This window comes from Streptomyces sp. NPDC001852, assembly GCF_042891825.1.
Lineage (GTDB): Bacteria > Actinomycetota > Actinomycetes > Streptomycetales > Streptomycetaceae > Streptomyces.
In genome coordinates, this window is record NZ_JBIATN010000024.1 from 98,088 (window position 1) to 121,905 (window position 23,818).

Genomic DNA, 23,818 nt, shown 5'->3' on the forward strand with positions numbered 1-23,818 from the left:
GAACCTGCCGCCGACACGGAACCTGTGAGGTAAGGCTCAGTTCGACACGCCGAGGCCGCAGAGGGTTTTCCACAGCCCCCTAGTCGCGATCTATCGCGTTTCGGTACGCTGTCTTTCGTGGACCTTCAGAAGCACACCGACGCACCTGTCGCCGAGCTGCGTGCCTCGGACGCCGACCGTGACCGCATCGCCGAGATCCTCCGTGAGGCCCTGGCCGAGGGCCGGCTGACCGCAGACGAGCACGCCGAGCGGGTCGAGGGTGTCCTCGCCGCCAAGACGGTGGGCGAACTGGAGGTCTTCATCCGGGACCTGCCCGCGGCCCACCAGCGCGCGGCCGGCCCCGCCTACACGCCCGTGCCGCCCCGCCCCACCCCGGGCGCGATCCCGCCCGAGGCCGACGCCAACGTTGTCGCCGTCTTCAGCAGCGCCGTGCGCCGGGGCCGCTGGCGCGCCGGCCGCCGGATCCACGCGTACTCGGTCTTCGGCAGCGTCGAGATCGACCTCAGCGAGGCGATCTTCGAGTACCAGCAGGTCGTGATCAAGGCGGTCTCGGTCTTCGGCGACGTCCAGATCCGCGTCCCGGAGAACGTGTCGCTGCGCGGCACCGGAGGCGGCGTCCTCGGCAACTTCGAGGTGGACACGCTGGACTCGGTCGAGTCGGACGCGCCGGTCGTCTACGTCGACGGCTGGGCCGTACTCGGCAATGTCGAGGCATGTCCCCGGCGCGGCAAGCGCGTGGCGGACATCCTGGACCGGGTGCAGAGCAAGGTCGACCGCAAGCTGGAGCGAGTCCAGGACAAGGTCGACCGGAAGCTGCGCAAACACCTGGGGCATTGACGGTCGCGAATCCGCCGGTGAGCGGAAGGTTCCGCTCCTCCGGCATGACCGCGCCGGGGGCGCGAACGAGCCGCCGAGCGCCCGCGACTGGGAACTCTGTGCATAGGCGCGCGCACAGCGGGTAGGGCTTGCTGCATCGTCTCTCGCTCGCGAAGCCGTCGTCAGGAGTAGACCGTGCTGCAACCGCCGCATTCGTCCCTGCAGGTAGCTGCCCTTCCGGTGCAGCGGATGCCAGCGCGAGACAGGGACCAAGACGCTCCCTGGCACACCGAGGCCGTGTGCCGGCGCGACGAGGCGGGCCTGTTCTTCGCTCCGTCGAAGGAGCCGACCGCTGCCCGGCTGTCCCGGGAGGAGGCGGCCAAGCGTGTCTGCGCCCGCTGCCCGGTGATGGTCGAGTGCCGTGAACACGCCCTCCTCCAGCCCGAGCCGTACGGCGTCTGGGGCGGCCTCACGGCAGCGGAACGCCGGGTGGTGCTGGCGAGGCGCCGCCGCAGGGAGATGGAGCTGAAGAAGGCGGCACGGGCGACGGCGGCGAATCGCATAGCCGGCTAGGAGAGCGGAGGAGGGGCGCCCTCTCCGCACAGAGGGCGTGTCCCTGCCTCAGGGGCGCGGGCCGTGTTCGGCATGCGGCTCCGCCGCGCGGGCGCGACCAGCCGCGGACGATCCACACCCCCCGACGGCCCCGCGGCCCCTCGCATCAGGTGCCGTCCGCCACGGGAGCTACTTGGCGCGGTCGAAGTCGATCGCGCTGTAGGCCCGCAGCTTGCTCAGCCGGTGCTCGGAATAGATCCTCCGTACCGTCCCGGACTTCGACCGCATCACGATCGACTCGGTGAGCGCGGTCTCCGACCGGTACTGGACACCCCGCAGCAGCTCACCGTCGGTGATACCGGTCGCGACGAAGAAGACGTTCTCGCCCGACACCAGGTCGTCGGTCGTCAGTACGCGGTCCAGGTCGTGCCCGGCGTCGATGGCCCGCGCACGCTCCTCGTCGTCCTTGGGCCACAGCTTGCCCTGGATGGTTCCGCCCAGGCACTTCACGGCGCAGGCCGAGATGATGCCCTCCGGCGTACCGCCGATGCCGAGCAGCAGGTCGACGCCCGTGCCCTCGCGCAGTGCGTAGATCGAGCCCGCCACGTCACCGTCGGAGATCAGCTTGATGCGCGCGCCGGCCTTGCGGACCTCCCGGATCAGACCCTCGTGCCGCGGCCGGTCGAGGATGACGACGGTGACGTCCTCGGGCGTGGCCTTCTTCGCCTTGGCGATCCGCTTGATGTTCACGGCCACGGGCGCGTCGATGTCGACGAACTCGGCGGCCTCCGGGCCGGTGACCAGCTTGTCCATGTAGAACACGGCGGACGGGTCGAACATGGCGCCCCGCTCGGCCGCGGCGAGCACGGCGATCGCGTTGGGCATGCCCTTGGCGGTCAGCGTGGTGCCGTCGATCGGGTCGACCGCGATGTCCACCTCGGGACCGGTGCCGTCGCCCACGTGCTCCCCGTTGAAGAGCATCGGGGCCTCGTCCTTCTCGCCCTCGCCGATGACGACGACGCCGTTCATCGACACGGTGGAGACGAGGGTCCGCATGGCGCGCACCGCGGCACCGTCGGCGCCGTTCTTGTCACCGCGTCCCACCCAGCGGCCCGCTGCCATCGCGGCGGCTTCGGTCACCCGGACGAGTTCCAGGGCGAGGTTGCGGTCGGGAGCCTCGGAGGGAACATCGAGCTCGGACGGCAGGTGATGATTTTCGGTCATCGGAGCGCACCTTTCTGATACGACGACGGCCGGATGAGGGTATTCGACCCTGACTTTATCGCCGGACAGACAAAATGAGCAGGGGGCCCCACGGATGAGCGCATGGGGCACCTGCGACGATAGGGGGCGTGGCAGGTTCGAACGGCAAGCAGAAGACGGCCCGGGACATGATTCTCTCCCTGGCCCTGATCGGCATCGCGGCGTTGGTCGTCTACTTCCTCGCCATCCCGCACGACGATCACTCTCCCGACCTCAAGCGGGTCGACTACCGGGTCGAGCTGCTCACGGCCCGTCGCGCGGCGAGCTACCCGGTGGCCGCGCCCGAGGGCCTGCCGAGTACGTGGAAGGCGACCTCCGTGCGCTTCCAGGGCGAGAGCGGCGACCGCTGGCACCTGGGTTTCCAGACCCCGGACAGCCAGTACGTGCAGATCGAGCAGTCCACGCAGAAGCCGGCCGACTTCGTCGACGAGGCCAGCCAGGGTGCGTCGGCGACGAAGCGGACCGAGACGATCGGCGGCCGCACCTGGACCCGCTACACCGGCGGCCGCTACGACGCCCTGGTCCTGAACGGCACGCCCGGCTCCACCACGGTGGTGGCGGGCACGGCGTCCTTCGCGGAGCTGACGGAGTTCGCGGCGGCGCTGAAGATGCAGTGACCTTCCCGCAGGACATGCGAAGAGGCCCCCGGCGGTGCCGGGGGCCTCTCGTCGTACCGGGGTGGCTCAGACGGTCGTGACGACGTCCTCGTACGCCAGGCGCGGCGAGCGCGGGAACCAGGCGTCCGGGCCGGGCTTGCCGATGTTGACCACCATCAGCGGGGTGTGGTCGTCGTCCAGGAACTCCTTCTGGACGCCCGCGAAGTCGAGACCGGTCATCGGGCCGGCGGCGAGGCCCGCGGCCCGGACGCCGATGATGAAGTAGGCGGCCTGGAGGGCGGCGTTCAGGGCGGCGCTGCCCTCGCGCGCCGAGCGCTCGCCGAAGAAGAGGTCCTTGGCCTGCGGGAAGTGCGGGAAGAGCTGCGGCAGCTCCTCGTGGAACTCGTTGTCCGCGGAGAGGATCGCGACCAGCGGGGCGGCGGCGGTCTTCGGCTGGTTGCCCTCGGCCATGAGCTGCACGAGACGCTCGCGGGCCTCGGGGGAGCGGACCAGGGTGACCCGCAGCGGGGACTGGTTCATGGAGGTCGGGCCGTACTTGACCAGGTCGTAGATGGCCTGGACCTGCTCATCGGTGACCGGCTCGTCGGTGAAGTTGTTCGCCGTGCGGGCCTCACGGAACAGCAGGTCCTGGGCGGCGGCGTCGAGTACGAGAGACATGCGTGAACTTCCTAGGTGGCGCCTTGATCCGACGTACCGGACCGCGGTCCGGATCGGCTGACGCCACGACCTTACGACAGTGAAGTTCAACCTTCAACAAAGGTCCGGCCGCGGTGACCCGCTTCACAGCCGTCGGACCGACGCCTACTCGGCGTCCTCCTCCTCTTCCGCCTCCTCCTCGGCCAGCGCCGCGTCCAGCCGGGCCCGCGCCCCCTCCAGCCAGCGCCGGCACACCTTGGCCAGCTCCTCGCCGCGCTCCCAGAGCGCCAGGGACTCCTCGAGCGTCGTACCGCCCGCCTCCAGGCGCCGTACGACCTCGATCAGCTCGTCCCGCGCCTGCTCGTAGGAGAGAGCCTCGTCCACCTTGCCGGTCATTCGCCTGCCTTCACTGTGAATTCGCCGTCGGCGACGCGGGCCCGCAGAACCTCGCCCGCCGTCACCTCGTCCGGATCGCGCACCACGTGCCCGTCCGTCTTCTGCAGCACCGCGTAGCCGCGCTTGAGCGTCGCCGCGGGGGAGAGGGCCACCACGCGCGCGTGCGTGTGCGTCAGCTCCGAGTCCGCGCGGTCGAGGAGATGGCCGAGGGTCCGCCGACCGCGCCCGACCAGGGAGGCCACGTGGTCGGCGCGCTCGTCGATCATCCGGTGCGGATCCTCTATCGAGGGCCGGGCCAGCGCGTGCGCCAGCCCCCGCTCCTCCCGTTCGACGAACGCGTTCACGCAGCGCCTGGCCCGGTCCCGCAGCATCCGCACCCGCTCGAACTCCTCGCCCACGTCCGGCACGACCTTCTTGGCCGCGTCGGTGGGGGTGGAGGCGCGCAGGTCGGCGACGTGGTCCAGCAGGGGATTGTCCGGTTCGTGACCGATGGCGGAGACGACGGGCGTACGGCACCCCGCCACGGCCCGCACCAACTGCTCGTCGGAGAAGGGCAGCAGATCCTCGACGCTCCCGCCCCCACGGGCGACGATGATCACATCGACGTCCTCGATCTCGTCCAGCTCCTTGACCGCCTGCACGACCTGCGGCACGGCGTGCACGCCCTGCACCGGCACGTTGCGCACCTCGAAGCGGACGGCGGGCCAGCGGTGGCGGGCGTTCTCCAGCACGTCCCGCTCCGCGGCGGAGGCGCGACCGCAGACGAGGCCGATCAGCTGCGGCAGGAACGGCAGCGGCTTCTTCCGCTCCGGCGCGAACAGCCCCTCGGCCGCGAGCGCCTTCTTCAGCTGCTCCAGCCGGGCCAGCAGCTCACCGACGCCGACGGGCCTTATCTCGGCGGCGCGAAGGGACAGCTGCCCCCTGGGCGCGTACCACTCCGGTTTCGCCAGTACGACGACCCGGGCGCCCTCCCCGACGACATCGGCGACGGCATCGAACACCTGCCGGTAGCAGGTCACGCTCACGGAGATGTCGTACGACGGGTCGCGCAGCGTCAGGAACACGACCCCGGCGCCGGGCCGCCGCGACAACTGCGTGATCTGCCCCTCGACCCACACGGCCCCGAGCCGATCGATCCAGCCCCCGATCAGCCGGGAGACCTCACCGACGGGGAGGGGGGCTTCGGGGGTGGTTTTCGCAGCCATGCGGTTGAGAGTAACGGGGGGTACTGACAGGGGAGCACCCTCGAGCCTGCGCGGCCTGCCGCGCGCGCCGATGCCCACCACGGACACCGGCGGTCACTCTTCAGTGCGCGGCACCGGACACGCGATCTCGGCGCCGCCGAACGCGGCCTTACGATGGGACGCATGACCGCTTCGCCTGGCCGCCGTGTCCTGCTCGCCGCCCCCCGGGGCTACTGCGCCGGTGTGGACCGCGCCGTGATCGCCGTCGAGAAGGCCCTCGAACAGTACGGGGCCCCGATCTACGTCCGGCACGAGATCGTCCACAACAAGTACGTCGTGCAGACCCTGGAGAAGAAAGGTGCGATCTTCGTCGAGCGTACGGAGGAGGTGCCGCCCGGCAACATCGTCATGTTCTCGGCGCACGGCGTCGCCCCGGTCGTGCACGAGGAGGCCGAACAGGGCCGCCTCGCCACCATCGACGCCACCTGCCCGCTGGTCACCAAGGTCCACAAGGAAGCCGTCCGCTACGCCAAGGAGGACTACGACATCCTCCTGATCGGCCACGAGGGCCACGAGGAGGTCATCGGCACCTCCGGCGAGGCCCCCGAGCACATCCAGCTCGTCGACGGCCCCGGCGACGTCGCCAAGGTCGAGGTCCGTGACCCGTCGAAGGTGGTCTGGCTGTCCCAGACCACCCTGTCCGTGGACGAGACCATGGAGACCGTCGACGCCCTGAAGACGAAGTTCCCGGGTCTTGTCTCCCCGCCCAGCGACGACATCTGCTACGCCACGCAGAACCGCCAGCTCGCCGTGAAGCAGATGGGCGCCGAGGCCGAGCTGGTCGTCGTCGTCGGCTCCCGCAACTCCTCCAACTCCAAGCGTCTGGTCGAGGTCGCCAAGCTCGCCGGCGCCCGCGAGGCCTACCTGGTGGACTTCGCGGACGAGATCGACGAGGCCTGGCTGGAGGGCGTGACGACGGTCGGCGTCACCTCCGGTGCCTCCGTGCCCGAGGTGCTGGTCGAGCAGGTGCTGGAGTGGCTCGCCGAGCGCGGCTACGGCGACGTGGAGATCGTCAAGGCCGCCGAGGAGTCCATCACCTTCTCCCTCCCCAAGGAGCTCCGCCGCGACCTGCGCGAGGAGGCCGCCGCCCTGGCCGCCGAGCGCGGCGGAAGCGGCACGACCGGGGCGTGACTGTCAGTGGTCCGTCGTAACGTGGTGCCATGCAGATCTTCGGCGTTGACATCGGCGGATCCGGGATCAAGGGCGCCCCTGTGGACCTGGACAGGGGCGCCCTGGCCCAGGAGCGCTGCAAGGTGCTCACCCCCCACCCGGCGACACCGGACGGCGTGGCCGACGGGGTCAAGCAGGTCATCGACCACTTCGGCTGGACCGGCCCGGTCGGCCTGACCTTCCCCGGAGTGGTCACCGGCGGCGCCACGGTCCGTACGGCGGCGAACGTCGACAAGAGCTGGATCGACACGGACGCGCGCGCCTTGTTCAGCGGCAAGCTGGGCGGCCTGCCGGTGACGGTCGTCAACGACGCGGACGCGGCGGGCGTCGCCGAGACGCAGTTCGGCGCCGGCCGGGACCGCAGGGGCACGGTCATCCTGCTCACCTTCGGCACCGGCATCGGAAGCGCCGTCTTCGTGGACGGCCTCCTCGTCCCGAACACGGAACTGGGCCACCTGGAGCTGAACGGCCACGACGCCGAGAGACGAGCCTCCAGCAAGGCCAAGGACGACCACGGCCTGAGCTGGGAGCAGTGGGCCCAGCGCGTCCAGAAGTACCTGGCGCACGTGGAGATGCTGTTCTCGCCGGAGCTGTTCATCATCGGCGGCGGGGTCAGCCGCAAGGCCGACAAGTTCCTGCGCTTCATCGACGGCATCAAGGCCGAGATCGTTCCGGCGCAGCTGGAGAACAACGCGGGGATCGTGGGGGCGGCGATGAGAGCGGCCCAGGAGAGATGACGGAGGCGGCCGGGCCGTCGGCTCAGCTCCGCCGCCGGCGCCGCCGTACCCACTGCACCCGGCGTACCAGCACGATCAGCCCGGCGACGAGCGTCCCGCCGTACAGCCAGCCGGCCTGGGTCGCGAGCCCGGTGAACAGTCCCATCAGCCGGCCGAGCAGCCCCCCGCCCCCGTCGGCGACGGGCAGCAACCCCACGGCGAACGCGACCGGCAGGACCACGGGCGCGGTCAGCACGTCCCCGGCCCGCACCCACAGCGCGGTCAGGACGCACACCGGCACGAACAGCACGCCGTACACCGGCAGCGCCCCATCGGCCAGCAGCGCGTCCAGGCAGCCGAGCAGGAACATCGCGACGACGCAGAACAGTCCGCTGCCGAGCCCGGTGAGCCGTGGCCCCGGCAGCCGAGGCCCGGGCGGGAAGGGTCGGGCGGCGGCCCCCGCCTGTCGCCCGCCGTGCTCCTGCCGCCCCGACCGCCGCGTCCCCCGCCCCTGCCCCTGGCCCGGCCTGCGCTCGCCGGGCCCACGCCGGGCCTGCGGGGGCAGGTGCGCGGGCTGGTGCGGCCCGCCGCGTCGCGGTCCGTCGTTCGGGGGTCGCGATCTGTGTTGCTCCACTGGACCAACTTAGGTCTGTTTATGTGCCGAATAGCCCATCAGACACGCCGGTGAGAAGAGCTTGGCCAGGCGTTCGAAGCTCCCGCGGGCCGCCCGGTGCGGACGCCGTAGACTGGTGGATCGGCCAGTGTCTCTGGCCCCTGGCAGCCCCTGGCCCACTCATCTACGGGAAGTCGCAACGTGTCGCTCACGATCGGAATCGTCGGCCTGCCCAATGTCGGCAAGTCGACCCTGTTCAACGCCCTGACCAAGAACGACGTGCTGGCGGCCAACTACCCGTTCGCCACGATCGAGCCCAACGTCGGCGTGGTGGGCGTCCCCGACGCCCGCCTGGCCAAGCTGGCGTCGATCTTCGGCTCGGAGCGCATCCTCCCGGCCACGGTCGACTTCGTCGACATCGCCGGCATCGTGCGCGGCGCCTCCGAGGGCGAGGGACTCGGCAACAAGTTCCTCGCGAACATCCGTGAGTCCGACGCGATCTGCCAGGTCATCCGCGCCTTCAAGGACGAGAACGTCGTACACGTCGACGGCAAGGTCTCGCCGAAGGACGACATCGAGACGATCAACACCGAGCTGATCCTCGCCGACCTCCAGACCATCGAGAAGGTCCTCCCGCGGCTGCAGAAGGAGTCGCGGATCAAGAAGGACGTCGCTCCCAAGGTCAAGGCGGTCGAGGAGGCCAAGGAGATCCTGGAGAAGGGCGACACGCTCTTCGCGCACGGCATCGTGCAGGGCACCGAGCGCAACGAACTCCTCCACGACCTGCACCTGCTCACCACCAAGCCCTTCCTCTACGTCTTCAACGTCGACGAGGACGAACTGATCGACGAGGACTTCAAGAACGAGCAGCGCGCCCTGGTCGCCCCCGCCGAGGCGATCTTCCTCAACGCCAAGCTGGAGGCGGACCTCGCCGAGCTGGACGAGGAGGAGGCCCTGGAGCTGCTGGAGTCCGTCGGCCAGCACGAGCCCGGCCTCGCCACCCTCGCCCGTGTCGGCTTCGCCACCCTCGGCCTGCAGACCTACCTGACGGCCGGCCCCAAGGAGTCCCGCGCCTGGACGATCAAGAAGGGCGCCACGGCCCCCGAGGCGGCCGGCGTGATCCACACCGACTTCCAGAAGGGCTTCATCAAGGCCGAGGTCATCTCCTTCGACGACCTGGTCGAGACCGGCTCGGTGGCCGAGGCCCGCGCCAAGGGCAAGGCCCGCATGGAGGGCAAGGAATATGTGATGCAGGACGGGGACGTGGTGGAGTTCCGGTTCAACGTCTGAGCGATCAACAGAAGGCCGTCTGACCTGCGGCGGAGTGGGTTGGGCGGCCTAGCGGTCCGCAGGGAGTCCGCAGTACTGCCAACTCCGGCCAACGCGACCGGCGTCTTTACGCCGCTTCGGCGGTCGGGATGTCACCCTGGTCCGCGTCGTTGCCGGCGCCGTAGGCGCGGTCCACGGCGGCGCGGGTCCGCTCCTCGGAGTCGGGCCAGAGGTGGGTGTAGATGTTCAGCGTCATCGCGGCATTGGTATGACCGAGCCGCTCGGAGACGGTCTTCACCGACTCGCCGTTCTTGATCAGCAGGCTGGCGTAGTGGTGCCGGAGGGCGTGGGGACCGGTGCCCTTCGGTATGCCGGCCTTCTTGCATGCGGGCCGCCACGCACCGTCCATGAAGTGGGTGTAGACGACCGGGCCGCCCTCAGAAGCGGTGAACAGCCAGCCTTCGGGCTCGCTGACGGGAAAGCCCTGTAGGTGCGCCTTGAGAGCCCGGACGGCCATCTTCGGCAGGGGCACGGTGCGATACGACCTTGTGGTTTTCGGTGGTCCGACGTAGACGCCGTGCCTGGCCGTCTGCTGGATCTGCTGCTCCACGGTGACCGCCGCGTGCAGCAGGTCGACGTGCCGGAGCTGAAGGCCGAAGAGCTCGCCAGGGCGGAGGCCGGTAGCGGCGCCCAGCAGGACGAGACCCTGGTAGCGAGGAGGGATCGCCGCTGCCAGCTCGCGGACCTGGTCGACCGACAGCGGCACGACCCGCTTGCGTGGCACCGGTGGCAGCTTCGCGGCCGCGCAGGGGTTTTCGGGGGTCATGCGGTCGCGGACCGCCGCACGGAACACCGCGTTGACCGTGTTGAACACGGTTCGCGTGGTGCTGGCCGCGAGGCCGTGGGTCGTCGTCAGCCCGGTCACCCAGCCCTGGACGTCGCCCGGCTTGATCGCTCCCAGCGCCCGCTTCTCCCACGTCGGGTACACGTAGCAACGCAGGTGCTGGGCAACGGCTTTGGCCGTTGAGGGTCGGTGCGGCTGGCGGGCCCGCCATTCCTCCGCGTAGTCCTTGAAGGGCTTCTTGGCCGATCGAGGGTCCACGTACTGGCCGGTGACCACGCTGGCCGTGACTTCGTCGAGCCAGCGCTGGGCGTCGATCTTGCGGTCGAAGTGGCGGGCGTGCTCCTTGCCGTCGAGGTCCCGGTACCGGGCGCGCCACTTGCCGTTGGGGCGCTTCTGAATGTTGGCCAAGTCGATCTCTCCAGTCGTCAGTGGTAACCGCCGCGCTCGACGTACTCGGTGAGCGCGCGGGCGTCGCGCTCCTCGCCCATCAGGCGGAGGAACTGCTCGTGGATGCCCTTGGAGCTGCCGGGACGGCTCTCGATGTAGTCGGAGGTGGCAACGACGGCGCGGTGGAGGCGGTCCTCCACGTCGCGGACCTCGTAGAACGCCTCGACCGCCTCCTGGACGATCCGCCGCCCTTCGAGGTCGACGCCTTGCAGCGGGGGCGACATCAGCTCGTCCAGAGGTAGCTCGAAGACCCGGGAGAAGCCCAGAGCCTCATCGAGCGTGATCTTGCGCCGAGGATTGCCGTTCTCGATACGCCAGACCGCCGTCTGGTTCATCGGGACACCCGCCTTGGTCATGCGGGCCGCCAGCTCAGTGGTACTCCACCCTCTGACCTCCCGCTCCAGAGCGATGCGTGCCGCCGCGTTGCCTTCGCTGTACAGCAAGGGCGCTTCGCCCTCGCCGGTCTCTCTGGCCATCTCGCCTCCATCGCATGCCGTCGCTATCCCAATTGAACCATATTCTATCCCGTTTGACTAAGTAGTGGTCGTACGGTACGACTTATGCATAGCGAAATGCAAGATAGTCGAAAGGGAAAACCGTGGATCGCTACCTCACCACCGCCGAGGTCGCCCAGCGCTACCGAACCGCCGAGAGCACCGTGCGGTACTGGCGGCACACCGGCTACGGCCCGCGAGGCGTGAAGGTTGGGCGCCGCGTCCTGTACCTGGAGACCGAACTCGCCCGTTTCGACCAGGAACTGCGTGAGCAGAGCGACAACTGGGCGCTGGGGGCCTGATGCGACCCGCCCCCGGTAGTGAAAAGGCCCTCGGCGGTGCGAACGCCGAGAGCCGGGTGAACACCCCACAGGCAACCAGCCCGTTCGGACCGGTGGAGCCGGGCCTGCCAGCCCGCGCGCCCCACCACCAGGAGTGCACGTTGAAGACTACTTCCCCGCATGCCGCAGGCGCATCCCTCAACGCTTCATGGCCTCCGGCAGCGATACCCGGCCGGCCCGGCCGGCATCGGTCGATCCAAGAGCGCGCCGACGCATCCACACCCTGTGGAGACGGTGCCGCCGCTGCATCGGACGACCCGGGCGGGCCGGCGGGGCTCGACGCCATGCCGGACACGCCGGCCACTGAGGGCGACGATCTCCTGACTCAGCTGAAGGAACTGATCGCGAGGTTCGTGATCCTGCCTTCCGAGCAGGCCCTGGACGCGGTCACGCTCTGGGTCGCGGCGACCCATCTGCAGCCTGCGTGGCAGCACGCGCCGCGTCTCGCCGTGGTGGGCCCGGCGAAACGGTGCGGCAAGTCCCGCCTGCTGGATGTGCTGACCGAGACGGTCCACAACCCGGTGATAACGGTAAACTCCACCCCGGCAGCGGTCTTCCGCTCGATCGGCGAGGAGCCGCCCACGCTGCTGGTGGATGAGGCGGACACCATCTTCGGCACGCCGAAGATGGCGGAGAAGAACGAGGAGATGCGGGGCCTGCTCAACGCTGGTCACCAACGGGGACGTTACGTGCTGCGGGTGGTGGGCAACGACCACACGCCGCGCAGGTTCCCCACGTTCGCGATGGCGGCCATCGCGGGTATCGGCGATCTGCCGGACACGATCATGGACCGGTCGGTGGTCATCCGCATGCGCCGCCGTGCCGCGGGCGAGCGGGTCTCCCCCTTCCGCTCCAAGCGGGACACCCCGGCTCTGCACGCGATCCGGTCCAGGCTCACCGCCTGGACCAAACCCTTGGTGAACCAGGCCCTGCATCTGGAGCCGGAGATGCCGGTCGAGGACCGGGCCGCCGACACCTGGGAGCCCCTGGTGATCGTCGCCGACCTGGCGGGTGGCCCGTGGCCGCGGCTGGCCCGGCAGGCGTGCGCGCACATGGTCGCCTCCGAGGTCCAGGCCGAGGAGGACAACCCCAGCGGCGCGAGGATCCTCGCCGACATCCGCAGGATCTTCTTCGGCCGGGGCGACGTGGACAGCCTGTGCACCGACGACCTGCTGTACGCCCTCAACAGCGACCCCGAGGCCCCGTGGGGCGAATGGGGCCGAGGCGGCCTGACCGCCCGCGGACTCAGCGCCATGCTGCGCGAGTACGGCATCTCCTCGGCCAACGTGCGCGTCGGCGAGATCCAGCGCAAGGGCTACACCCGCAACAAGTTCGCGGACCCCTGGCGACGGTACTGCCCCACCGTCCACCCGCTGGACGCCGCCGAACGCGCCGCAGGCTGACCCCTCCGCCGTTTGCGTACGTGCCGTCCCTGCCGTAACTGCGCAGCTCAGACGGGCTGTGGCCAAGACGGCAACCGGACGCAAGACGGCCCCCTGCCCGCCTGTCGCCGAGCGCACATCAGCCCTCGGTGGCAGGCGGGGCGTGGGACGGCACCGACATCCGTCTTGTGCCGTCCGTGCCGTCCCAGCCGTAAAACCCCAGGTCACCGGCCATGCCCGCAAGACGGCACACACGGCCAAGACGGCAACGTGCCGTCCCACCACCTCCTGCCGTGACCGCCCTGACCTGCTGTTGGAACGCCCAGGACGGCAAAGACGGATCCCGCGACCACCCCCTGCACCGCCCACGGAGCACGCCCCACCATGCCTACCACCGCACCGCCCTCCGGCATACCGGTCAGCCGCGTCACCGGCTGGGACCGCGCCGCCATCGGCGTCCTCGCCGCCGCCGGATTCGCCCTGTCGTACGACGCCCTGCGACAGACCGCCGACGCCATCCATGTCCGAGGAGCCCTGACCTACCTCTTCCCCCTGGTCGTCGACGGGTTCATCGCTTACGGCGTCCGAGCCCTGCTCATCCTGCGCCGGGCGGCCTTCACCGCCCGCGCCTACGTCTGGGCCCTCTTCCTGGCCGCCACCGCCGCCAGCGTGTGGGCCAACACCCTGCACGCCGTTCGTCTCAACGACCAGGCTCCGACCGGTTCAGGACTCCACCTCGGTGACACGGCAGTCGGAGCCCTGTCGATGATCGCTCCGCTCGCCCTGGCCGGAGCGGTCCACCTCGGCATCCTCGTCGCCCGCCACGCCACCATGCCGGCCCTTGCCGAACCCAGTGGGCCTGTCGAACATGAGGAAGCGGGCGAGCCTGCTCTCCCAACGATCACGGACGAACCCGATCCGGAGCCGGAATCCGCAGATGGCGACGGCGCTGCCACGTCGTCGGCGCAGCGCGCGGATCGCGAGACGGTGGCTCGGCGCAAGCGCACGGGGCGTCCGCCCGGGGCGAGCATGGAGCAGCTCCTGGCGGCCGTCCGACCCGCCGTCGCTGAGCACGGCGTGACCGTCGCCGTGGTCCAGCAGGCCATCCGGGAAGCCGGGCTCCCTATCGGCAGTGCGCGCTTCACCCAGCTGATGAACCTGCTGCGCGCCGAACATGCGGAGTCGGGCGACCCGCAGGACCAAGGAGCGCGCGAGCACCCCACCGTCGAGTGACCGGGCCTCCGCTCCGGATGCCGCCCGCCACTGACCGGACGCCGGTCCAGACCCGGCTTTCCCTTCGCGGAAGTCCGGTTAGCCGTTGCGGACTTCCGCGAATGCGGTCAGCCGCCCCCTCTACGCCCCCACATCCGGCCGGGCCAAACCGCGCCTCGCCCGGACCATTCCACCAGCACTGCGCGGACCGCCCTGCCGCCGTCCGTGCAACCGACCCCGTTCTGGAGACGATGCCGTGAGCAGCATCCGGCGCCCCGAAGCCGACCCCAACGAAGAGCCGGCGAAGCAGTCTGGCTGGAAAGAGCGTTTGCGGCGGGCGCTCAACTTCGGAGCCCCTGGCGGAGCCAGTAGTACCCCGAGTCCGACTCCAGGCCGGTCTTCGGGGGTCTCCGCCCCGGGGGTGGCGGAGACGGCCCAGCGCCAGGGGGCGCCGGACCAGGAGGCCGGGGCCGAGGGCGGCCCCGACCCGGACACACTCCACGCCGTCCAGCGTCAGATCCTGCGCCCCGTACGCGAAGATGCTGCCACCGCTGGCGAGCCCACTGTGAAGAGCGTGCAGCCGACGATCCGTCGCTTTACCGGCGAGAAGCGTGATGCACGCGTCGGTCCCCTGCGGTTCCTCGATGAGGAGCGTGCCCGCCTCCAGGACGTCGCCGCCGAGCACGGTTACAAGGGCGACTCCGGATTCGCCGCCGACGTGGTCATGGCCTTCATCACCGGGCGGTTCACCGCCAACCTGCCGCTGTCCGAGGACCGCCGCCGCACCCACCACTTCCGCGCCCAGGTCCTGCGCCAGCTCAACCGCATCGGCGTCAACATCAACCAGATCGCCCGCGCCCTCAACAGCGACCTCACCCCACCCGACATCCGCCAGCGCCTGACCGAACTCCAGCAGCTGCTGGAGCTGATCGCCGAGGCCCTGCGCCAGCCCGCCGGGCCGGCCGAGCTGGATGAGGAGGAACTGCCCGCGTGATCGCCGCCATCAAACCGGCCGGGTCCAACACCCGCGGCCTGCTCGCCTACCTCTACGGCCCCGGCCGCCACGACGAACACCTCGACCCGCACATCGTGGCCGGATTCGCCATGCTCGGCATGCCCGACCCCGGCCGCGACGAGGACGCCACCCTCACCGAACTCGCCCGCTACCTCGACGAACCCGTCCGGCTGCGCAACAACGAGTTCGGCAAGAAGGTCACCGACCACGTCTGGCATTGCCCCGTCCGCGCCGCTCCCGAGGACCGCTACCTCTCCGACGCCGAGTGGGGCGAGATAGCCCAGCGCATCGTAGAGGCGGTCGGCATCGCCCCCGCCGGTGATGATCTGGCCTGCCGCTGGATCGCCGTACGCCACGCCGACGACCACATCCACATCCTCGCCACCACCGTGCGCGAGGACGGCCGCCGCCCCAAACTCCACGACAGCGGCCTGCGTGTCGGCGACGCCTGCCGCGAGATCGAGAAGGACTACGGGCTGCGCCGGCTGACGAAGGGCGACCGCACCGGCGCCCGCCGCCCCACCCAGGCCGAGATGCACAAAGCCGAACGCCTCGGCTGGGAACAGACCAGCCCCGAGTGGCTCCAGGACCGCATCCGCGCCGCCATCCCCCACGTGACCAACGCCGAGGAATTCATCGCCTACCTGGAAGCCGACGGCATCGAGGTCAAGGCCCGGCGCGGGCCGTCAGGAGACCTCCTCGGCTACGCCGTAGGCCGCCCCGGCGACCTCAACGAGGACGACGAGCAGATCTTCCACCCGGGAGGCAAGATCGCCCCCGACCTCTCCCTGCCCAAGATCAAGGCCCGTCTCGAATCCGGCCAGCCCGAAGAGCACCCCACCGCCCGCCGTAACTGCCCCACCACCCCATGGCACCAGGCCACCGACGCGCTCGACACCCTCCACACCGACCTCGCCGACGACACCCACGCCCAGGCCCACATCGCAGCCCTCGGCGAATTGCTCGAAGCCACCGCCCAGAAGGCACCCGCCAACCTGCGCGCCGAACTCCAGGCCGCATCCAAGGCGTTCGCCCGAGCCCAGCACTCTCGGATCCGCGCAGAAGACCGAGCCGCCCACGCCCTGCGCAGTGCGGCACGCGACATTGCCCACACCGCCACCGGCCCCGACGGCAGCGCGCTCGCCGCCCTGCTCGCCGCCCTCGTCTGGGCCACCATCGTCGCTGAGCGCTGGCACGAAGCGAAGAACCACGCCCACCAGGCCGACGCCGCCCGCCAGACCATCCAGCACCTGCAGACAACCGCGGACCGCGCCTTCGCCGCGACGCTCGCCGAACTCGCAGCCCGCCCGCCCAGGGATCAAGCCCGCCGCGTTTTCGCGAATGACCTGCGAACAGCCGTCCCCGATCACGCCGAGAGGATCCTCGCCGACCCGGCCTGGCCCGCGCTCGCCACCGTCCTCGCCGACGCTGAAGCCCGAGGCCACCAACCCCACCAACTCCTCAAGGAGGCCGCCGCCCAACGCGAACTGACCACAGCCTGCCAACCCGCCCGTGTACTGATCACCCGCATCCAGCACACCGGCCGCAACCCGGCCCCTAACCGCCGCGCCGAAGCCGCCCGCCGACGCTCGGCCATCGCAGCCTCGACGCCCACCCAGCAGAACAGGAGTCCCCAGCTCTCGGTGGCGGGGACCCCCACCGAACAGCAGCACCGAAAGCACCGGTAGGCGCCGTGTGGTTTCGCCGTGCGCCCCGCAGCTTCTGTGACTGAGAGTTGGTGCGTTCAAGCCAACGTCACACCGAACCGACCCTGTGCCCTTGACGACGCTTGCCCACTTCGGAAGCGTCGCACGCAAGAACGCGCAACCGACTTGATCTGGGAGGGCATCGTGGACCTACAGTTCATCGGGATCGACCCCAACACCGGGGGCGAGGGGTCGCCGACGGTGTGGGTGGAAGAGGAGACGGCTGACCTGGTCCTCCAGGGCGTCAAGGCTGAGGAAGCGCTGGAGGCACTGGTCAGCGGTACGGAGTGGGTCGCCGGTCACGCGGTGGGGATCCCCGCCCACGAGACGGTGATCCGCATTCCGGCCCGCATGGTGCCGATTCTGAGGGAGGCGTGCGATGTCGCAGAGCGGCGTGCCGAGCTTCGCTGAGCTGCTTGCCGGTACCCACCGTAGCGCGGTGCATCTGGAGATGCGCGACGCGTACGGCGTCGGTGACGAGGCTGAGGAGTTCGAGGAGTTCAAGCGCACCGGCCACGTCGATCTCGATCCGACGTCGCGGTGGTGGCCGGGCTGGCTGGGCATGGTGCGGGAGGCCGTCGGCCGGGGCGTGGTGATGCGCCGGGCCAGGATCGTCTCCGAGCCCGTGACGGACTACATCCGCTGGGAGCACGCCGCCACCCCGCTGAACGTCGAGGCGGGTGAACTGGTGCGCTGGCTGCCCCGCCGGCGGGCCGTGGACATCGCCCTGCCGGGAGCCGACTTCTGGCTGTTCGACGACCGCTTGGTGCAGTTCAACATCTTCACCGGAGACGGCGATTGGGCGGATCCGCCCAAGGAATTCAGCGAGGACCCCACTGTGGTCAAGCTGTGCTCCGACGCGTTCGAGGCCGTGTGGGAGCGCGCCGTCGACCACGAGAAGTACACCGTCTGACCGCCGCTCCGCCCCATGCCCGCTTCTCCTTCGTCCAGCGCTCAGGCTGCCCGTGAAGCGCTCGCCGTGCGCCTGACCCACCTTCGCAAGGACGCCGGCCTCACCGGGAAGGAACTCTCCGCCCGGTGCGGCTGGCACCCCGCGAAAACCACCCGCATCCAGAAGGCCGAGGTACAGCCCACCGACGTGGACATCCGCGCCTGGTGCGCTGCCTGTGGCGCCGCCGACCAGGCCGACGACCTGATCGCCACGGCCCGCGCCGTCGACTCGATGTACGTGGAGTGGCGCAGAAGCCATCGGATGGGCATGCGCAAGACCCAGGAGCACTTCTACGACCTCTACGCGCAGACCGGCGTCACACGCGCATACGTCTCCAACGTCGTGCCCGGCTTCTTCCAGACCCCCGCATATGCCACGGCCCTGATGGAGGCCATAACCGACTTCCAGGGGACCCCCAACGACGTCTCGGAGGCCGTCGCGGCCCGCGTCGCCCGAAGCCGTTTCCTGTACGAGGGCGGACACCGGTTCATCGTGCTCATGGAGGAGTGCGTCCTGCGCTACCGCGTGGGCGACGCCGAGACGATGGCCGGACAGCTGAGGCATCTGCTGGCCGTAATGCCGCTCCCTTCCGTCTCCCTGGGCGTCATCCCCTTTACCGTGCAGAGGACCATGTGGCCGCTGGAGGCGTTCTACCTCCATGACGGCACACGCAGCGTCGTGGAAACCCTCACGGCCGAGGTCAACGTGGTGCAACCGCGCGAACTTGCCGACTACCGCAAGGCGTTCGGGGAGCTGACGAAGATGGCTGTCCACGGCAACGCCGCCCGCGCTCTGATCAACACGGCGATCGACTCCCTCGGATGACATTGCGCAATTCCCCGCAATTCCGTTGAGGCAAAACTCCGGCTCTACGTACGGTCGTTGACGTCGCCGGGCAGGCCAGGCTCCCCTCGGCGGCAGTGGAGGAGAGTCCCGCTCGCACCCCCGTTGCGAGCGGGACGTTCCCAGCCCCGAGGAGACGACCCCGTGAGCGTCATGACGAGACCCACCACAGTCGGACCGGCCGGTTACAGCGAAACCCTCCCCTGCGAGCCCGAGACGGCCCGCCGTGCCCGGCGGCTCGTCTCGGCCACGCTGAACACCTGGGGCATAGGCGAGATGGCCGATGCGGGCACACTGATCGTCTCCGAGCTGGTGGCCAACGCAGTCCGCCACACCCCGTGCCGTCTGATTCGGGTGTCCGTCCGACGCGTCACGAACGATCTCGTACGGATCGGCGTCACCGACAAATCCCACGCCCTGCCGAAAATGGGTCCGGCCGCCGGCGGCGATGAAACCGGGCGTGGCCTCGTACTGATCGACGCGCTGTCACACCGCTGGGGCTATGACCGAAAGCGTTGGGGCAAAACCGTCTGGGCGGAGCTGGCAGTCCCGCCATGCTGACCTTGCGACTGCTGCCAGAAGACGAGCTGGCGGGCGTCGCCGATCCGGAGCGATGCGTGGAGCTGGCTGTACCCCGCCGCACGCAGGGCAGGATCACCGTCCGCACCCTGCGCCTGACACCCGCCGACCTCGTGCGGCTGCGCACGGAAACCGATCTGGCGCTGGCAGATATCCGTACCGAAGTCATGCGCGCCGAGGCCGCGTGGCACGAACGACTCGCGCACTGGCACGCCGACGGGCGAGCCGCCGTCGAGGCCACCCGGCCGGACACGGCGCTGCTCTCGCTCGTCCTGGAGGGCCTGCGGGCCTCCCTGTAGTACCCACAGACCCCGCCCGGTGTACCGAAGGACAGCCCCGGGCGGTACGGCGTCCTCTCGTCTCCCCCCAGGTGGGCGGGCGCCGCTCCAGACCGCTGACTGCAACCGGCACAGCGGATCTACCCAAAACCTCTCGCTCTGACTGAGCGGGAGGAAGCCGAGAGAAACAGGAGTGCACGATGCCCGAGAACGTCGTCATGGAGCCCGCCGAGCACGGGCTGATCGTCTCCCGGAAGTCCATCGCTGCCGCCCGCTCCCGTGCGGAGCAGCCGTCCGACGGCGGCTCGACCGGCGTCTCCGACACCAACGACTGAGCGGAGCCGACAGAAGTGACCGCCTTCTCGAAGGTGGTCGAACGCCTCGGTGGGGACTTCCCCACCGGGGCCTTCGGCCGCACCTACCGCATCTGGCGCAGCGTCGCCGACTTCTCCTCCGTCCTGACATGGGGCGACCTCAACACCGTCATCGGCCGGGGCCGCCTTGAACCGCCTCGCCTCCGCCTTCACCGCGACGGGGAACTCATCCCCTGGCAGCGCTACGCCACCGTCGTCACCACCCGCAGGAACGTGGTGTGGCAGCGCATCCAGCCCTCCCGGCTGCATGGCCAGCTCCACGACGGCGCCTCACTGGTCCTGGACGCCGTGGATGAACTCCACCAGCCCGCCGAACGCCTGGCACAGGCCCTCGAAGCGGTCTTCCGGGGCCGTGTCCAGATCAACGTGTACGCCTCCTGGACCGCGACGGAGGGCTTCGGCACCCACTGGGACGATCACGACGTCATCGTGGTCCAGCTCGAAGGAGCCAAGCGGTGGCGTCTGTACGGGCCGACCCGGACCAACCCGATGCACCGTGACACCGAAGCCCCGGAACCTCCGGCCGACGAGCCCATCGAAGAGCTCGTCCTGCACGCCGGCGACATGCTGTACCTGCCCCGGGGCTGGTGGCACACGGTGGCGGCCACCGAGGGCCGATCCCTGCACCTGACGTGCGGACTCCAGACCACGACCGGCGCCGATCTGCTGGGCTGGCTTTCAGACCGGCTGCGGACCTCGGAAACCGTACGCGCGCACCTGCCCGTCTTCGCCCCGCCGCAGGAACAGGCCGCCTACCTCGAACTCCTCCGCAAGGAAGTCACGGACGCCCTCCACGACGGCGCGATCAGAGACTTCCTCACCGCGAGGGACGGCATCGAACCGGGCCGCCCCATGCCGTCACTGCCCTTCCTCGACGCCGTACCGGCTCGAGAGGACCTGAGCGTCCGGCTCACCACAGCCCGAGCCCAGCTCACCGACAACGATCAGGACCAGGTCGTGCTCCTCGCCGGCGGCGAAGAGTGGACGTTCACCGCGTCCGTACGCGCTGTACTGTCGCCACTCCTCGACGGCTCCTCGACATCGCTGGGGTACCTGGCGAAAGCGAGCGGTCTCACAGTCGGACAGGTTGCCAGGCTCATTACCGAACTGGTCAACGCAAACATCGCGGCGGTGAGCGAGCCGTGAGCCCCGACCTCGCATTGGGAACGTACCGGTGCCGGGACATACCGCAGGCGGCCGTCCACGCGGTCGCCTGCGGGGCGTCCTGGATCGACACCGCCCCCAACTACCACCAAGGCCGCGCCCAGGCCCAGCTTCAGCCCGTGCTCGCCGGGAACCCGGAGCTGCGTGTGTCGACGAAGGTCGGGTTCTTCACCCCCGACATCGCTACGGCCGCCAAGGAAGCCGGAGTTCTCACACCAGCCGAAGCCGCTTCAGGCCACTGCCTCACACACTGCTACGTCGCCTGGCAGAGCCGCCACAACGTCGCAGAGCTGGGCCGCGTGCCGGACATCGTCTTCATCCACAACCCCGAACGAGCCGACCGCCCTCACGACGCAATCACCAGCGCCTTCACCGCTCTCGAAGCCGAGGCGCGAGCCGGACGGATCGGTGGCTACGGTATCGCGACCTGGACCGGCTTCGACGGTGTGTTCAGCGTTGCCGACCTCCTCGACATCGCCACCCGCTGCGGAGGCCCCGGCCATCACCTGGCCGCCATCCAACTCCCCGTATCGCTGGTCATGCTCAAGCCGGTAGCCCAGGCTCTGGAGGGCACCGGCCCTCTCGCTGAGGCGACCGCAGCTGGCCTGGACACGTTCATTTCCGCGCCCCTGCATGGCGGAGAACTCCCCACCATGGTCACGGACGAACTCGCCCTGCTCATTGACCCAGGCGCTACCCCTGCCGAGGCCGCGCTGCGCGTCGCCGCGTCCACCCCAGGGGTGAATCACGTCCTGCTGGGGTCCGGGCATGCGCAACACTGGGAGGCCGCCCAGCGCGTCCTCGCTCTACCTCCGCTCCCGGACAAGACCCTGCACGAGGTGATCGATGTTCTCGGCGCCTGACGACGCCACCGCCCAGCGCATGCGTACCGCCAGGGCTTTTGCGTGCGCCGCTCTCATGCTGACCGACCTTGCCGAGGAGCCCGTCTGGGGCTACGCCGGCCGGACCCTCTCCGGCGCCGTGACCAGCGCGCAGGGCACCGGCTGGCTCCGCGTCGTCGCGGAGCGGCCCGACAAGGCGTACGGGAAACTCTGGGACGGCCCGAAGACTGCTCAGGAGCTGCTTCCTCCGGCGATCCCCCGTCCTGTCCTCCACGACGTCCATGACTGGCAGGACGCTGGCTGGGCGCACCGGGCGGAGCTGTACCAGCACACGGACGCCACCGTCATCTCCCGCTCACCGGTCCTCGAACACGACCCGGCTCTCCCCGAGGCATGGTGGGCGAAGCTGCGGACGGCACTCGACCACCTTGCCGAAGCCCCCACAGAACGCATCGCCGTACGCGAGGAGTACATCCGCCGAGCCGTCCCCGAATACACGGGCTGCGATGTCGGTCAGATCGAGTGGTCCACCGCCCATGGCGATTTCCACTGGTCCAATCTCGGCAGCCCCGACCTCACCATCCTCGACTGGGAGGGCTGGGGGCGAGCCCCGGTCGCCTTCGATGCCGCCCAGCTCTACCTCTACTCCCTCCACACCCCCGTCACGGCCGCCCGCGTCCGCGAGACCTTCTCCCACATCCTCGACACCCGGGCCGCACGCGTGGCAGAACTGACTGTCTGCGCCCAGATCCTTCAGGCAGCCGACCGCACGCCGTTCTACAAGGAGCTGGTGGGCCCGGTGAAGGAGTACCTGGAGACGGCGTATGAGAGGACGGCCTGAGAGTGGCTCAGCGGACAACCGACGACGAGCCCAAGGCCCTCAAGCCCGCGCTCGATTCCATGACCTTGCTGGTCCCCGCTGTCATCGTCCACGACAAGGCCACCAACCGCGTCGTCCTCCTCCAGCGCAGCCAGAATGCCAAGTTCGCTCAGGGCATGTGGGACCTGCCTGTCGGTAAAAGCGAGCCCGGTGAGCCGATTACCGAGACCGCGGTGCGCGAGCTGTACGAGGAAACCGGTCTGACCGTGAAGCCGGAGTCCCTGAAGGTCGCCCACATCATCCACGGTGCCTGGGGCGTCGAGGCTCCCAACGGCTTCCTGACGGTTGTCTTCACCGCACACGAGTGGTCCGGTGAACCACAGAACCGCGAGCCTCGCAAGCACGCCCAGGTCTGCTGGATCGACGCCAGGACCATCCCAGAAATTTTCGTGGACACCACTGCGAGCGCCCTCCACCGATATCTCACCGATGGCCCTCAGGTGTCGCTGGACGGGTGGAAGTAGAGACCTACGGCGTCACCGTGGCCAGAAAGGACAAAGGCACGATGCCGCACGCAATCAGGGTGAGCTGCCACCCTTCACGATGCCGAACGAGAGTGAGTCCTTCCAGCTCGCTTGCCCGGAGCAGAGCCCTCAATTATCCTATCGGCGCTCTGCGATGGTGATCAGCATTTCGGTCAGGCGCTTCATCGTATTCAGGTCTGCGATCAGTAAATCTACATCTACGGAATTCACCTCAGTCGCTGTACTGAGTAGATCGCACTGTTTTCTATTCTCCGTCACGTTGGCGGGGCTCGCGGCTTCCGATCCATTCTGCTGCATATTCAACCGCTTCAGTCGGATCGCTTGTAAGGAATAGGCAGGTCTCTTCCGGATAAGGCCAGGAAAGGACCCGGTATTCTCCATTGGTGGCGGAGATCGCGGGCAATGCATCCTTGATGTCTTCGAGTGAGTCGGCCTCTGAGAATGTGAGTGACCACATCGATACGGCAGGGTAGAGCGATCTCAACGTGGGATTCTCTGAGGCCGCCGAGATTAGCTTCCACATCTCGTCGGTGGCCAAGCTGCCGGATGCATGCGGCGGACTGAACTCCTCCAGTAGGGCGTCCCACTCTTCATCACGGTTTCTCATAGCGCGATCATCCTTGGTGTTGGTGAGCGAGGTCAAGTGCAGCGAAAGGTGCCGCCCTCCAGACCTGAGGGCGGCACCTTT

29 protein-coding genes are annotated in these 23,818 nt (G+C 69.3%); 21 read left to right on the forward strand and 8 right to left on the reverse strand.

Annotation, left to right across the window (positions count from 1 at the left end; translation table 11 throughout):
- Positions 1-117: 117 nt before the first annotated feature.
- Both ACFYZB_RS33255 and ACFYZB_RS33260 read left to right on the forward strand, forming a co-directional pair.
- On the forward strand, positions 118-837 hold the full coding sequence (locus ACFYZB_RS33255) for a DUF1707 domain-containing protein (RefSeq protein WP_388764857.1): 720 nt from the start codon (positions 118-120) through the stop codon (positions 835-837).
- 174 nt (positions 838-1,011) lie between these two features.
- Positions 1,012-1,389 (forward strand): WhiB family transcriptional regulator, encoded by a 378-nt coding sequence (locus ACFYZB_RS33260; RefSeq protein WP_351209091.1) that lies wholly within the window; start codon positions 1,012-1,014, stop codon positions 1,387-1,389.
- 168 nt (positions 1,390-1,557) lie between these two features.
- Here ACFYZB_RS33260 and glpX read toward each other — a convergent pair whose 3' ends face one another.
- Complete coding sequence (gene glpX / locus ACFYZB_RS33265) at positions 1,558-2,592, reverse strand: class II fructose-bisphosphatase (RefSeq protein ID WP_388764859.1); 1,035 nt, start codon at positions 2,590-2,592, stop codon at positions 1,558-1,560.
- A gap of 128 nt (positions 2,593-2,720) precedes the next feature.
- On the opposite strand from glpX, the gene ACFYZB_RS33270 reads away from it, so the two are divergent.
- Positions 2,721-3,248 (forward strand): DUF4245 domain-containing protein, encoded by a 528-nt coding sequence (locus tag ACFYZB_RS33270; protein ID WP_388764861.1) that lies wholly within the window; start codon positions 2,721-2,723, stop codon positions 3,246-3,248.
- Between the two features lie 66 nt (positions 3,249-3,314).
- Here ACFYZB_RS33270 and ACFYZB_RS33275 read toward each other — a convergent pair whose 3' ends face one another.
- From ACFYZB_RS33275 to xseA, 3 genes are all read right to left on the reverse strand, one after another.
- A complete protein-coding gene (locus ACFYZB_RS33275; RefSeq protein ID WP_388764863.1) occupies positions 3,315-3,905 on the reverse strand; it encodes a malonic semialdehyde reductase in 591 nt (196 codons plus the stop codon).
- 144 nt (positions 3,906-4,049) lie between these two features.
- Positions 4,050-4,280, reverse strand: a complete 231-nt coding sequence (locus ACFYZB_RS33280; RefSeq protein WP_351209087.1) for an exodeoxyribonuclease VII small subunit — start codon at positions 4,278-4,280, stop codon at positions 4,050-4,052.
- Positions 4,277-5,485 carry an exodeoxyribonuclease VII large subunit gene (gene xseA / locus ACFYZB_RS33285; RefSeq protein WP_351209086.1) on the reverse strand — a complete coding sequence of 403 codons (1,209 nt, stop codon included), beginning with the start codon at positions 5,483-5,485 and terminating at the stop codon, positions 4,277-4,279. Before xseA ends, ACFYZB_RS33280 begins: the two co-directional genes overlap by 4 nt.
- Before the next feature lie 153 nt (positions 5,486-5,638).
- Here xseA and ACFYZB_RS33290 point away from each other — a divergent pair, with 153 nt between their 5' ends.
- Complete coding sequence (locus tag ACFYZB_RS33290; RefSeq protein ID WP_351209085.1) at positions 5,639-6,655, forward strand: 4-hydroxy-3-methylbut-2-enyl diphosphate reductase; 1,017 nt, start codon at positions 5,639-5,641, stop codon at positions 6,653-6,655.
- A 29-nt stretch (positions 6,656-6,684) separates the two neighbouring features.
- Positions 6,685-7,431: a polyphosphate--glucose phosphotransferase gene (gene ppgK, locus ACFYZB_RS33295; protein ID WP_388764866.1), complete on the forward strand. Its 747-nt coding sequence runs from the start codon at positions 6,685-6,687 to the stop codon at positions 7,429-7,431.
- A 22-nt stretch (positions 7,432-7,453) separates the two neighbouring features.
- Here ppgK and ACFYZB_RS33300 read toward each other — a convergent pair whose 3' ends face one another.
- Positions 7,454-8,044 carry a DUF6542 domain-containing protein gene (locus ACFYZB_RS33300; protein WP_388764867.1) on the reverse strand — a complete coding sequence of 197 codons (591 nt, stop codon included), beginning with the start codon at positions 8,042-8,044 and terminating at the stop codon, positions 7,454-7,456.
- A gap of 180 nt (positions 8,045-8,224) precedes the next feature.
- Between ACFYZB_RS33300 and ychF the strand changes: the two genes are divergently transcribed.
- Positions 8,225-9,313: a redox-regulated ATPase YchF gene (gene ychF, locus ACFYZB_RS33305; RefSeq protein WP_351209082.1), complete on the forward strand. Its 1,089-nt coding sequence runs from the start codon at positions 8,225-8,227 to the stop codon at positions 9,311-9,313.
- A gap of 106 nt (positions 9,314-9,419) precedes the next feature.
- Here ychF and ACFYZB_RS33310 read toward each other — a convergent pair whose 3' ends face one another.
- Both ACFYZB_RS33310 and ACFYZB_RS33315 read right to left on the reverse strand, forming a co-directional pair.
- The gene (locus tag ACFYZB_RS33310) at positions 9,420-10,544 is read right to left on the reverse strand and encodes a tyrosine-type recombinase/integrase (protein WP_388764870.1); all 1,125 of its coding nucleotides are present in this window, start codon (positions 10,542-10,544) and stop codon (positions 9,420-9,422) included.
- Between the two features lie 17 nt (positions 10,545-10,561).
- Entirely contained in the window at positions 10,562-11,059 is a 498-nt protein-coding gene (locus ACFYZB_RS33315; protein ID WP_388764872.1) for a helix-turn-helix domain-containing protein, read from the reverse strand.
- A 122-nt stretch (positions 11,060-11,181) separates the two neighbouring features.
- On the opposite strand from ACFYZB_RS33315, the gene ACFYZB_RS33320 reads away from it, so the two are divergent.
- From ACFYZB_RS33320 to ACFYZB_RS33390, 15 genes are all read left to right on the forward strand, one after another.
- A complete protein-coding gene (locus tag ACFYZB_RS33320) occupies positions 11,182-11,379 on the forward strand; it encodes a helix-turn-helix transcriptional regulator (protein WP_388764873.1) in 198 nt (65 codons plus the stop codon).
- Between the two features lie 140 nt (positions 11,380-11,519).
- Complete coding sequence (locus ACFYZB_RS33325) at positions 11,520-12,821, forward strand: DUF3631 domain-containing protein (protein ID WP_388764875.1); 1,302 nt, start codon at positions 11,520-11,522, stop codon at positions 12,819-12,821.
- Positions 12,822-13,184: 363 nt separating this feature from the next.
- Positions 13,185-14,033 carry a DUF2637 domain-containing protein gene (locus ACFYZB_RS33330; RefSeq protein WP_388764877.1) on the forward strand — a complete coding sequence of 283 codons (849 nt, stop codon included), beginning with the start codon at positions 13,185-13,187 and terminating at the stop codon, positions 14,031-14,033.
- 400 nt (positions 14,034-14,433) lie between these two features.
- Positions 14,434-15,006 carry a MobC family plasmid mobilization relaxosome protein gene (locus tag ACFYZB_RS33335; RefSeq protein ID WP_388764879.1) on the forward strand — a complete coding sequence of 191 codons (573 nt, stop codon included), beginning with the start codon at positions 14,434-14,436 and terminating at the stop codon, positions 15,004-15,006.
- Positions 15,003-16,715, forward strand: coding sequence for a relaxase/mobilization nuclease domain-containing protein (locus ACFYZB_RS33340; protein ID WP_388764882.1), 1,713 nt, complete (start codon positions 15,003-15,005; stop codon positions 16,713-16,715). Before ACFYZB_RS33335 ends, ACFYZB_RS33340 begins: the two co-directional genes overlap by 4 nt.
- 162 nt (positions 16,716-16,877) lie before the next feature.
- Positions 16,878-17,144 (forward strand): hypothetical protein, encoded by a 267-nt coding sequence (locus ACFYZB_RS33345; RefSeq protein WP_225099815.1) that lies wholly within the window; start codon positions 16,878-16,880, stop codon positions 17,142-17,144.
- A complete protein-coding gene (locus ACFYZB_RS33350; protein WP_388764885.1) occupies positions 17,113-17,646 on the forward strand; it encodes a DUF6879 family protein in 534 nt (177 codons plus the stop codon). The genes ACFYZB_RS33345 and ACFYZB_RS33350 overlap by 32 nt, the downstream gene beginning before the upstream one ends.
- 15 nt (positions 17,647-17,661) lie before the next feature.
- Positions 17,662-18,510 carry a helix-turn-helix domain-containing protein gene (locus tag ACFYZB_RS33355; protein ID WP_388764887.1) on the forward strand — a complete coding sequence of 283 codons (849 nt, stop codon included), beginning with the start codon at positions 17,662-17,664 and terminating at the stop codon, positions 18,508-18,510.
- Positions 18,511-18,681: 171 nt separating this feature from the next.
- Positions 18,682-19,089 carry an ATP-binding protein gene (locus ACFYZB_RS33360; protein ID WP_388764935.1) on the forward strand — a complete coding sequence of 136 codons (408 nt, stop codon included), beginning with the start codon at positions 18,682-18,684 and terminating at the stop codon, positions 19,087-19,089.
- Positions 19,083-19,406: a hypothetical protein gene (locus ACFYZB_RS33365; RefSeq protein ID WP_388764889.1), complete on the forward strand. Its 324-nt coding sequence runs from the start codon at positions 19,083-19,085 to the stop codon at positions 19,404-19,406. The genes ACFYZB_RS33360 and ACFYZB_RS33365 overlap by 7 nt, the downstream gene beginning before the upstream one ends.
- A 179-nt stretch (positions 19,407-19,585) precedes the next feature.
- Positions 19,586-19,720: a hypothetical protein gene (locus tag ACFYZB_RS33370; RefSeq protein WP_388764891.1), complete on the forward strand. Its 135-nt coding sequence runs from the start codon at positions 19,586-19,588 to the stop codon at positions 19,718-19,720.
- A gap of 15 nt (positions 19,721-19,735) precedes the next feature.
- Positions 19,736-20,905, forward strand: a complete 1,170-nt coding sequence (locus ACFYZB_RS33375; protein ID WP_388764892.1) for a cupin domain-containing protein — start codon at positions 19,736-19,738, stop codon at positions 20,903-20,905.
- Positions 20,902-21,786 carry an aldo/keto reductase gene (locus ACFYZB_RS33380; RefSeq protein WP_388764894.1) on the forward strand — a complete coding sequence of 295 codons (885 nt, stop codon included), beginning with the start codon at positions 20,902-20,904 and terminating at the stop codon, positions 21,784-21,786. The genes ACFYZB_RS33375 and ACFYZB_RS33380 overlap by 4 nt, the downstream gene beginning before the upstream one ends.
- Positions 21,770-22,606, forward strand: coding sequence for a hypothetical protein (locus tag ACFYZB_RS33385; RefSeq protein ID WP_388764897.1), 837 nt, complete (start codon positions 21,770-21,772; stop codon positions 22,604-22,606). The genes ACFYZB_RS33380 and ACFYZB_RS33385 overlap by 17 nt, the downstream gene beginning before the upstream one ends.
- Positions 22,607-22,608: 2 nt before the next feature.
- Positions 22,609-23,109, forward strand: a complete 501-nt coding sequence (locus ACFYZB_RS33390; RefSeq protein WP_388764900.1) for an NUDIX domain-containing protein — start codon at positions 22,609-22,611, stop codon at positions 23,107-23,109.
- A 265-nt stretch (positions 23,110-23,374) separates the two neighbouring features.
- On the opposite strand, the gene ACFYZB_RS33395 is transcribed toward ACFYZB_RS33390, so the two are convergent.
- Positions 23,375-23,773 (reverse strand): DUF6193 family natural product biosynthesis protein, encoded by a 399-nt coding sequence (locus ACFYZB_RS33395; RefSeq protein ID WP_388764902.1) that lies wholly within the window; start codon positions 23,771-23,773, stop codon positions 23,375-23,377.
- Positions 23,774-23,818 lie beyond the last annotated feature (45 nt).